The organism is Methylibium sp., from assembly GCF_013817365.1.
Taxonomy (GTDB): domain Bacteria; phylum Pseudomonadota; class Gammaproteobacteria; order Burkholderiales; family Burkholderiaceae_C; genus Methylibium.
Genome location: NZ_JACDCU010000117.1, coordinates 1 through 9,599, shown reverse-complemented (window position 1 = coordinate 9,599; position 9,599 = coordinate 1). Strand labels below are relative to the sequence as shown.

General features: G+C 64.9%; 7 protein-coding genes and 1 pseudogene. 6 read left to right on the top strand and 2 right to left on the bottom strand.

Annotated features, from left to right (window positions below; genetic code table 11):
• Positions 1-112, bottom strand: a pseudogene (locus H0W38_RS09325) (bifunctional 3-demethylubiquinol 3-O-methyltransferase/2-polyprenyl-6-hydroxyphenol methylase); the annotation flags it as partial.
• Positions 113-231: 119 nt separating this feature from the next.
• Positions 232-903 (bottom strand): outer membrane protein OmpA, encoded by a 672-nt coding sequence (ompA, locus tag H0W38_RS09320; protein WP_292453122.1) that lies wholly within the window; start codon positions 901-903, stop codon positions 232-234.
• A gap of 293 nt (positions 904-1,196) precedes the next feature.
• Between ompA and gyrA the strand changes: the two genes are divergently transcribed.
• The 6 genes from gyrA to aroA form a co-directional block, all read left to right on the top strand.
• The gene (gene gyrA, locus H0W38_RS09315) at positions 1,197-3,830 is read left to right on the top strand and encodes a DNA gyrase subunit A (protein ID WP_292453120.1); all 2,634 of its coding nucleotides are present in this window, start codon (positions 1,197-1,199) and stop codon (positions 3,828-3,830) included.
• Positions 3,830-4,432: a hypothetical protein gene (locus tag H0W38_RS09310; RefSeq protein WP_292453118.1), complete on the top strand. Its 603-nt coding sequence runs from the start codon at positions 3,830-3,832 to the stop codon at positions 4,430-4,432. Before gyrA ends, H0W38_RS09310 begins: the two co-directional genes overlap by 1 nt.
• On the top strand, positions 4,432-5,550 hold the full coding sequence (gene serC / locus H0W38_RS09305; RefSeq protein ID WP_292453115.1) for a 3-phosphoserine/phosphohydroxythreonine transaminase: 1,119 nt from the start codon (positions 4,432-4,434) through the stop codon (positions 5,548-5,550). The genes H0W38_RS09310 and serC overlap by 1 nt, the downstream gene beginning before the upstream one ends.
• Positions 5,543-6,667, top strand: coding sequence for a prephenate dehydratase (pheA, locus tag H0W38_RS09300; protein WP_292453112.1), 1,125 nt, complete (start codon positions 5,543-5,545; stop codon positions 6,665-6,667). The genes serC and pheA overlap by 8 nt, the downstream gene beginning before the upstream one ends.
• 20 nt (positions 6,668-6,687) lie before the next feature.
• Entirely contained in the window at positions 6,688-7,572 is an 885-nt protein-coding gene (locus H0W38_RS09295; RefSeq protein WP_292453109.1) for a prephenate dehydrogenase/arogenate dehydrogenase family protein, read from the top strand.
• A 29-nt stretch (positions 7,573-7,601) separates the two neighbouring features.
• The coding region (gene aroA / locus H0W38_RS09290) for a 3-phosphoshikimate 1-carboxyvinyltransferase (RefSeq protein WP_292453107.1) at positions 7,602-9,599 on the top strand (1,998 nt) is incomplete at its 3' end.

Genomic DNA, 9,599 nt, shown 5'->3' with positions numbered 1-9,599 from the left:
TGAGCCGCAGCGGATTGATCTCATGCAGCGGTCGGAACTCGCTCTCCAGGTCCCACCAGCGGTGGGCGAGGTCACTAAATTTGGCAAGCTCCTGGGGATCGGCATTGGTCATGCCGACGATGTTACCGGCAACGAACAGCGAGGTACGTTTTCAACGTTGATGGCAGCCTTCACCGTTCATAAAAAAGAAAACCCCGCCGCAGCGGGGTTGGTCGACACAGCGCTTGCTGCTTATCGAGTGCGCGTACCGACCACTTCGATTTCAACGCGACGATTCTTGGCTCGACCTTCGGCGGTCTTGTTGTCGGCCACAGGCTGTTTCTCACCCTTGCCTTCAACGTAGATCCGATTCTGCTCAACGCCCTTCGACTGGATGTAGGCCTTGACCGCATTGGCGCGGCGCAACGACAGACGCTGGTTATAGGCATCGGAGCCGATGGAGTCCGTGTGACCCACGGCGATGATCACCTCGAGGTTCATGCCGCTCATCTTGCCGACCAGATCATCAATCTTCTCGCGACCGGCCGGCTTAAGAACGGCTTTGTCGAAGTCGAAGAAAGTGTCGGCGGCAAAGGTCACTTTTTCACTCACCGGAGCCGGAACAACGATGATCGGTGCGGGAGCCGGCGGTGGCGGCGCGACAGGAGCCGGGGCAGGCGCCGCAACCGGAGCGGGCGGCGGCGCAGGCGGCGGCGGTGCACCATCACAACGCTGGTCGGCAGTTGCCGGCGACCAGGAATTGTCGCGCCAGCACAGCTCATTGGTGCCGTTCTTCCAAACATTGCCGTCGACGTTTTTCCAGTTGTCGCTGGTGCCGGAAGTCGAGCCGCCAGGCGCCGTGGACGCACAACCGGCGAGGGCAGCGACGGCGAAGAGCACCGCCACCTTGTTCAATTTATTCATGATTCTCCTCTCAGGATGGGCCGCAGCAACAGCTGCACGTGTCCATAAACAAATAACGAACGGATGCCGGTTATTACCGGCTTCTGCACGCTTTAGAACTGACAAATCATTGTGCCATACGGCATCTAAGGGGCAAGTCTTTGCCTGCAGCCTGTGTGAGGCTGCGAACGGTTGTTGCGCTAGGGCGACAGCTCCGCACACATAGAATCACGCCTTCCCCGCCCATTACAGCAGCGCGCGTGCCTGCGCGCTGCGTCGTCTGCGGAACCTTACCGCCGACCAGTGCCCCACGCATGAGCCAATTCGCCAAGGAAACCCTGCCGATCAGCCTAGAAGAGGAGATGCGGCGCTCCTACCTCGACTACGCGATGAGCGTGATCGTCGGCCGTGCGCTCCCCGATGCGCGCGACGGTCTCAAGCCGGTACACCGGCGCGTGCTGTTTGCAATGCACGAGCTGAACAACGACTGGAACCGCGCCTACAAGAAAAGCGCTCGCATCGTGGGTGACGTGATCGGTAAATACCATCCGCACGGCGATACAGCGGTCTACGACACCATCGTCCGGATGGCGCAGGATTTTTCACTGCGTCACATGTTGGTCGACGGACAAGGCAATTTCGGATCGGTCGACGGCGACAACGCCGCCGCGATGCGCTACACCGAAATCCGTCTGGCGAAGATTGCCCACGAAATGTTGGCCGATCTGGACAAGGGCACGGTGGATTTCGGGCCGAACTACGACGGCTCGGAGAAAGAGCCGCTCGTGCTGCCGACGCGGCTGCCCAATTTGCTGGTCAACGGATCCTCGGGTATCGCGGTCGGCATGGCGACCAATATTCCGCCGCACAACCTGAACGAGGTGGTTGACGCCTGCTTGCACCTGTTGAGAAACCCCGACGCTTCCATCGAGGAGTTGATGGAAATCATTCCGGCGCCGGACTTTCCCACCGCTGGCATCGTCTACGGTCTGGTCGGCGTGCGCGAGGGTTATCGCACCGGGCGCGGCAAGGTGGTGATGCGCGCGAAATGCCACTTCGAAGACATCGATCGCGGCCAGCGCCAAGCCATCATCGTCGATGAAATTCCCTACCAGGTGAACAAGAAGACGCTGCTCGAGCGCATGGCCGAACTCGTCCACGAGAAGAAGCTCGAAGGCATCAGCCATATCCAGGACGAATCCGACAAGTCAGGCATGCGCGTCGTCATTGAATTGAAGCGCGGCGAAGTGCCCGAGGTAGTGCTCAACAACCTGTACAAGCAGACCCAGCTGCAAGACAGCTTCGGCGTCAACATGGTCGCGCTGATCGACGGGCAGCCCAAGCTGTGCAATCTGCGTGAATTGGTCGCGATTTTCCTCGAGCACCGGCGCGAAGTGGTGACCCGGCGCACGGTGTTCGAGTTGCGCAAGGCGCGGGAGCGCGGCCACGTGCTCGAAGGCTTGGCGGTGGCGCTGGCCAACATCGACCGCTTCATCGAGATCATCAAGAAGTCGCCGACGCCGCCGCTGGCGAGGCAAGGGCTGATGGCGCACAACTGGGAATCGTCGTTGGTGCGGGAGATGCTCTCGCGGGCCGAGGTCGATACCCCCGGCGGTCGGGAAGCCTACAGGCCCGATGGTCTGCCCGCGAGCTACGGCATGCAGCCCGACGGTCTGTACCGCCTGTCGGACGACCAGGCCGGCGAGATCCTGCAGATGCGCCTGCAGCGCCTGACAGGCCTCGAGCAGGACAAGATCATCGGCGAGTACAAGGAGGTGATGGCGCAGATCGCCGACCTGCTGGACATCCTTTCCAAACCGGAGCGTGTGACCGTCATCATCGGCGAAGAATTGAGTGCGCTGAAGCAGGAGTTCGGCCAAACCAAGCTGGGTGCACGGCGCAGCCGCATCGAACACAACGTGCAGGAACTCGGTACCGAGGACCTGATCACGCCGACCGACATGGTCGTGACGCTCAGCCATACCGGCTACGTAAAAAGCCAACCGCTCGCGGAGTACCGCGCTCAGCGCCGGGGCGGCCGTGGCAAGCAGGCCACGCAGACCAAGGAAGACGACTGGATCGACCAGCTCTTCATCGCCAACACGCACGATTGGATGCTGTGCTTCAGCGACCGCGGCCGGGTCTACTGGCTCAAGGTGTGGGAAGTGCCGCAGGGCTCACGCAATGCGCGCGGCAAGCCCATCGTCAACATGTTTCCGCTGCAGGCCGGTGAAAAAATCACCGTCGTACTGCCGCTGACCGGCGAATTCCGCAGCTTTCCGGCCGATCACTTCATCTTCATGGGCACGGCGCTCGGCACGGTGAAGAAGACTGCGTTGGACGAGTTCAACAACCCGCGCAAGGCCGGCATCATCGCCGTCGACCTCGATCCGGGCGACCACCTGATCGGTGCCGCACTGACCGACGGGGGTCACGACGTGATGCTGTTCTCCGACGGCGGCAAGGCGGTGCGTTTCAACGAGAACGATGTCCGCCCGATGGGCCGCAACGCGCGCGGCGTGCGCGGCATGATGATGGAGGAAGGCCAGAACGTCATCGCGATGCTGGTCGCCGAAGACGAAAGCCAGAGTGTGCTCACAGCGACGGAAAACGGCTACGGCAAGCGGACCTCAATTACAGAGTACACACGGCATGGCCGCGGCACCAAAGGCATGATCGCGATCCAGCAGACCGAGCGCAACGGCAAGGTCGTTGCAGCCACGCTGGTGCGGCCGGCCGACGAGATCATGCTGATTACCGACCGCGGTGTGCTGGTGCGTACCCGGGTCAGCGAGATCCGCGAACTCGGCCGCGCCACCCAGGGCGTCACCCTGATCGCCCTGGACGCCGATTCGCAGCTCAGCGGACTGCAGCGCATCGTCGAGAACGACGCGGCCGATACCGAAACCGACATGACGACCGGCGAGCCCGGCGAGGAGATTCAATGATGCTCAAGACGATCTTGCTGGCCGCGTCAGTTGCTCTGGCCTGCCCTGCACTCGCGCAGGCTCCTGCTGCGGCGCCCTCTTCTGCTCCTGCTGCGAGCAAGGCCAAGAAAGAACTGGTCGCGAAGGTGTTGCAGCTGCAACGCCCCGGCATCGAAGGTGCGGCACGCGTGTTGGCAGAACAGCCCGCGGCTCAGATGATGCAGCGCGCCGCACTGGTCATTCAAAGCAACCTGCCGGCGGACAAGCGCGAGGCGGTCGCCAAGGAAATCCAAGCCGATGCGAAAAAGTACGCCGCGGAGGCCGTGCCCATCCTGGCGAAACGCGCGGTCGAACTCGCGCCGACGACGATCGGCCCGGTTCTCGAGGCGAACTTCAGCGAAGCCGAGCTCGTCCAACTGGTCGGCCTCCTCGAGTCGCCGGTCAACCGCAAGTTTCAGTTGCTTGGAGTTGAAATGCAGCGTGCCCTCTCCGACAAACTCGTCGCGGACTCGCGCGGCAGCATCGAGCCGAAGCTGCGCGCCTTGGAGCAGTCGATGGCGCAACGCCTGAACGTGCAGCCACCCGCCGGCGCCGGTAGCGCGGGCAGTGCTCCGGCGAGGTGATGGCCGAGCGACCCTACAACTTTTCGGCCGGACCGGCCACCTTGCCTCCCGCGGTGCTCGAACGCGCCGCGGCCGACATGCTGGACTGGCGCGGCGCCAATGGCCGATCCAGCGGCATCGGCGTCATGGAGATGAGCCACCGTGGCCGCGAGTTCGGCGAGATCTTCGCTAGCGCCGAGCACCGGCTGCGAGCGCTGCTCGCCGTTCCCGCCCACTTCAAGATTCTTTTCATGCAGGGCGGCGCGATCGCCGAGAACTCGATCGTGCCGCTCAACCTGTCGCGCGGCGGCGTGACCGACCATGTCGTCACCGGCCAGTGGTCGCTGAAAACGCATCAGGAGGCGCTGCGCTACGGTGAGGCGCGCGTCGTCGCCAGCAACGTGCAACCGGGTGAAGGGAACCATACGCGGCTGCCCGATCCGGCCGGCTGGCGGCTCAGTGCAGGAGCGAGCTACGTGCACGTGTGCAGCAACGAGACGATCAACGGCATCGAGTTTGACGAGTTGCCCGACTTGCGCGCTTTGGGCTGCGATGCGCCGCTGGTGATCGACTGCTCCTCGCACTTGGCCTCGCGACCGATCGACTGGTCGAGAGTCGGACTGGCTTACGGCGGCGCACAAAAGAATATCGGCCCTGCCGGGTTGACCCTGGTTTTCGTGCGTGAAGATCTGCTCGGCCACGCGCTGCGCGTCTGCCCGGCTGCTTTCAATTACTCGGTGGTTGCGGCGCACGACTCGATGTACAACACGCCTCCGACGTGGGCCATCTACGTTGCCGGCCTTGTCTTCGAGTGGATGGCTGAGCAGGGTGGCGTGGCCGAGCTGGAGCGGCGCAACATTGAGAAGGCCGCGCTGCTTTACGACGCCATCGACAGCTCCGGTTTCTACGTTAATCGCGTCGAGCCCGCTTCGCGTTCGCGCATGAACGTGCCCTTCTTCCTGCCCGACAGCTCGCTCGATCCGGTTTTCCTGGCTGGCGCCGAGACGCAAGGCCTGCTGCAGCTCAAAGGACACAAAAGCGTGGGCGGTTTGCGAGCGTCGCTGTACAACGCGATGCCGCTCAAAGGCGTGCAGGTTCTGGTGGGCTACATGCGAGAATTTGCGGCACGCCATGCCTGATTCCGACGACGCGCTGCCCACCGCTCCCGCTGATCCGGCTTTCGCCGGACTGCGCGAGCGGATCGATTCGGTGGATCGGGAGCTGCTGGCCCTGTTGAACCGCCGCGCCGCGTTGGCGCTGCAGGTCGGCGGCATCAAGAAGCGAGAGGGCTCGGTGGTGTTCCGGCCCGAACGCGAGGCGCAGGTGATCGATTGCCTCAAGGTCTGCAATGGCGGGCCCTTGCACACAGACAGCGTGGCGCCGATCTGGCGCGAGATCATGTCGGCATGCCGGGCGCTGGAAACGCCGACCCGCGTGGCCTACCTCGGCCCCGCCGGCACCTTCAGCGAACTCGCGGCACTGGGCTATTTCGGCTCCTCGATCGTGCAGGTGCCCTGCGCCAGCATCGACGAGGTATTCCGAAGCACCACCGCCGGCGCTGCGGACTTCGGCGTGGTGCCGGTCGAGAATTCCACGGAAGGCGTGGTGGCGCGCTCGCTCGACCTGTTCCTGACGACGCCGCTCTTCATCGTGGGCGAGACCAGCTTGTTCGTTCGCCACAACCTGCTGCGCCGGGACAACGCCGTCTCCGGCATCAAGGCCGTGTGCGCACATCCGCAGGCGCTCGCTCAGTGCCATGGGTGGCTCAGCTATCACCTGCCCGACGTGGAACGCCGGCCGGTGGCGAGCAACGCCGAAGGCGCGCGGCTGGCGGCGCTGGATTCGACACTGTCCGCCGTGGCGAGCGAGCGAGCCGCCAGCGAGTACGGGTTGCATATCGTCGCGCCGGCGATCCAGGACGACCCGCACAACCGCACCCGCTTCGTCATCGTCAGCCACCCCGAACGCAATCCGCAGCCGCGGTACTCGGGTCACGACTGCACCAGCCTGGTCGTCTCGGTCACCAACCGGCCGGGGGCGGTGCACGACATGCTGGTGCCGCTGAAGGAACACGGCGTGTCGATGACGCGCTTCGAGTCGCGCCCGGCGCGCAGCGCCGACCAGTGGGAGTACTACTTCTACATCGACCTGCAGGGCCACCCGGAGCAGCCGGCCCTGGCTGCTGCGCTGGGCGAACTGCGCGCGGCCTGCTCCTTCTTCAAGCTGTTGGGAACCTACCCGCTGGACGTTCACTGAGATCGCGAGCGCTGCTGCCCATGTTCAATCAACTCGGGGTGATCGGCTGCGGCCTGATGGGAGGCTCGTTCGCGCTGGCGCTCAAGCGCGCAGGGCTGGTCAAACGGGTGGTCGGCTACAGCAAGTCGCCTTCGACCACCGAGCGCGCGAAGAAATTGGGCGTGATCGACACCGCCGCTGAATCGGCGCTGCTGGCTGTCTCCGGCTCCGACCTGGTGCTGCTGGCGGTCCCCGTCGCTGCGACCGAGGCCACCCTCAAGGCCGTGCGCCACCTGATCGAGCCGGATGTCCTTTTCATGGACGTGGGCAGTACCAAGCGCGACGTCGTCGATGCGGCGCGTCGGGTGCTCAAGGACAAGGTCGGCTGCTTCGTGCCGGCCCACCCGATTGCCGGCAAAGAGGTCGCCGGCATCGAACATGCCGACGCGCAGCTCTATGCAGGCCGCCAGGTGATCCTCACGCCGCTGGTGCAGACCGATCCCGTGCTGCTGCAAAAGGCCACCGATGTCTGGGCGGCGATCGGCTGCCAGGTGCTAAAGATGAGCGCCGAAAACCACGACGCCGCGTTTGCCGCCGTGAGCCACCTGCCGCATCTGCTGGCCTTCGCCTATTTCTCATCGGTGGCCAAGCAGCCAGCGGGACGCGACTTCCTGTCTCTGGCCGGTCCTGGCTTTCGCGACTTCACCCGCATCGCCGCGGGCGACCCGGTGATGTGGCGCGACGTGCTGATCAGCAACCGCGAAGAGATCCTCAAGCAGTCGCAGCGCTTCCGCCACACGCTCGACGCGCTCGAGCACGTGATGAAGCTCGGCAACCACGAGGCGCTCGAAGACCTGATCCGCAGCGCTTCCGACATGCGCGCCGGCTGGCAGATGAGCAACCCCAAGCCGGGCGGCACGCGCTGAAGGCGCGACCGTTCGCCGAGAATTTTCCGATGTCCGATGTCAGCCGCGCCATGGCGCCCGCGTTTCTCGATTTGCCGCCTTTGATCGGCGTCAGCGGCACTGTCCGTTTGCCGGGCTCCAAGAGCATCTCGAACCGTGTGCTGTTGCTGGCGGGCCTGAGCGCCGGCCGCACGCGCATCCACGACCTGCTCGACTCCGACGACACGCGCGTGATGATCGACGCCTTGCGCGCGCTCGGTTGCGCCGTCGAAGCCGACGGTGACGCCCTGTGCATCACCGGCATCGCCGGCCGGCTGTCGGTGCACGAGGCGCAACTCTTTCTCGGCAACGCCGGCACCGCAATGCGCCCGCTTGCGGCGGCGCTCGCGCTGCTGGCGGCAACGCAAGGCGGACGCTTTGAGCTGACCGGCGTGGCGCGCATGCACGAGCGCCCGATCGGCGACCTTGTCGATGCGCTGCGCCGCCGGGGCTGCAACATCACCTGCCTGGACCAGCCGGGTTTTCCGCCGTTGCGCCTGGAGGGGCCGGCGAAGCTCGCGCTCGACACGCCGATCCGCGTGCGCGGCGACGTTTCCAGCCAATTCCTCACCGCCCTGCTGATGGCCTTGCCCCTGGTTGCAGGGGAACATGAACTGGTCATCGAGGTGGAGGGCGAGCTGATCTCCAAGCCCTACATCGAGATCACGCTGGCGCTGCTGGAGCGCTTCGGTGTTCCTGTTCGGCGCGAGGGCTGGCAGCGCTTCGCCATCCCGGCTGCAAGCGTCTATCGCTCGCCGGGCGATATCCATGTCGAGGGCGACGCTTCGTCGGCTTCCTACTTCATCGCCGCTGGCGCGATTGCCGCAGTCGACGCCCCGCTGCGCATCGAGGGCGTGGGAACCACCTCCATCCAGGGCGACATCCGCTTCGTCGAGGCGGCGCGCGCGATGGGGGCCGACATCGTCGAGGAAGCCAACGCGCTGCAGGTCCGGCGCGGAGCTTGGCCGCTGAAGGCCATCACGCTCGACTGCAACCACATTCCCGATGCAGCAATGACGCTGGCCATGATGGCGCTCTATGCCGATGGCACGACGCGACTCACCAACATCGCGAGCTGGCGAGTCAAGGAAACCGACCGCATCGCCGCGATGGCGACCGAACTGCGCAAGTTCGGCGCCCGCGTTGTCGAAGGGGCGGACTTCATTGAAGTCGACCCGCCTGCGCACTGGCGCGCCGCGTCGATCCACACCTACGACGACCACCGCATGGCCATGTGCGCGTCGATCGCGGCGTTCAATCTGCTGGCCGGCGGTGCGTCGAAATCTGCCGGCGTGTCGGCGGTTGATGACCAGCGCACAAGTGGAGCGGTCCCCGATGCCAAGCGCCGCGGCGTGCCGGTTCGCGTGCTCGATCCGCGCTGCGTCGCAAAAACCTTCCCCGACTATTTCGACGCCCTCTTCTCCATCGCCCGAGCAGACCGCGACACGATCCCGGTCCTCACCGTCGACGGGCCGACGGCCTCCGGCAAGGGCACGCTCGGCAGCGAGCTGGCGATCCGGCTCGGCTACCACCATCTCGACTCGGGCGCGCTCTACCGAGCTACCGCGCTGGCTGCTTTGCGCGCGGACATCGATGCCAATGACGAGCGCCGCGTTGCGGCCTTGGCGCGCTACCTGCCGCTGCGCTTCGCCCAGCTGCGCGCACTGCTCGGCGGCGAGGACGTGACCGACGCGCTGCGCGCCGAAGCGGTCGGCAGCCTCGCCTCGCAGGTCGCGGCGCTGCCCGCCGTGCGCGAGGCGCTGCTTGAGCTGCAGTTGAGCTTTCGCCGCCTGCCGGGCCTCGTAGCCGATGGCCGCGACATGGGCTCGATCGTTTTCCCTGACGCCGCGCTCAAGGTCTTTCTTACCGCGAGTGCCGCAACGCGCGCGGAAAGACGCCATAAGCAGTTGATTTCAAAAGGAATTTCTGCTAATCTTTCAGCCCTTCGCGACGATCTCGAGGCGCGCGATGCACGGGACCAAAACCGCAGCATCGCGCCTTTGAAGGCG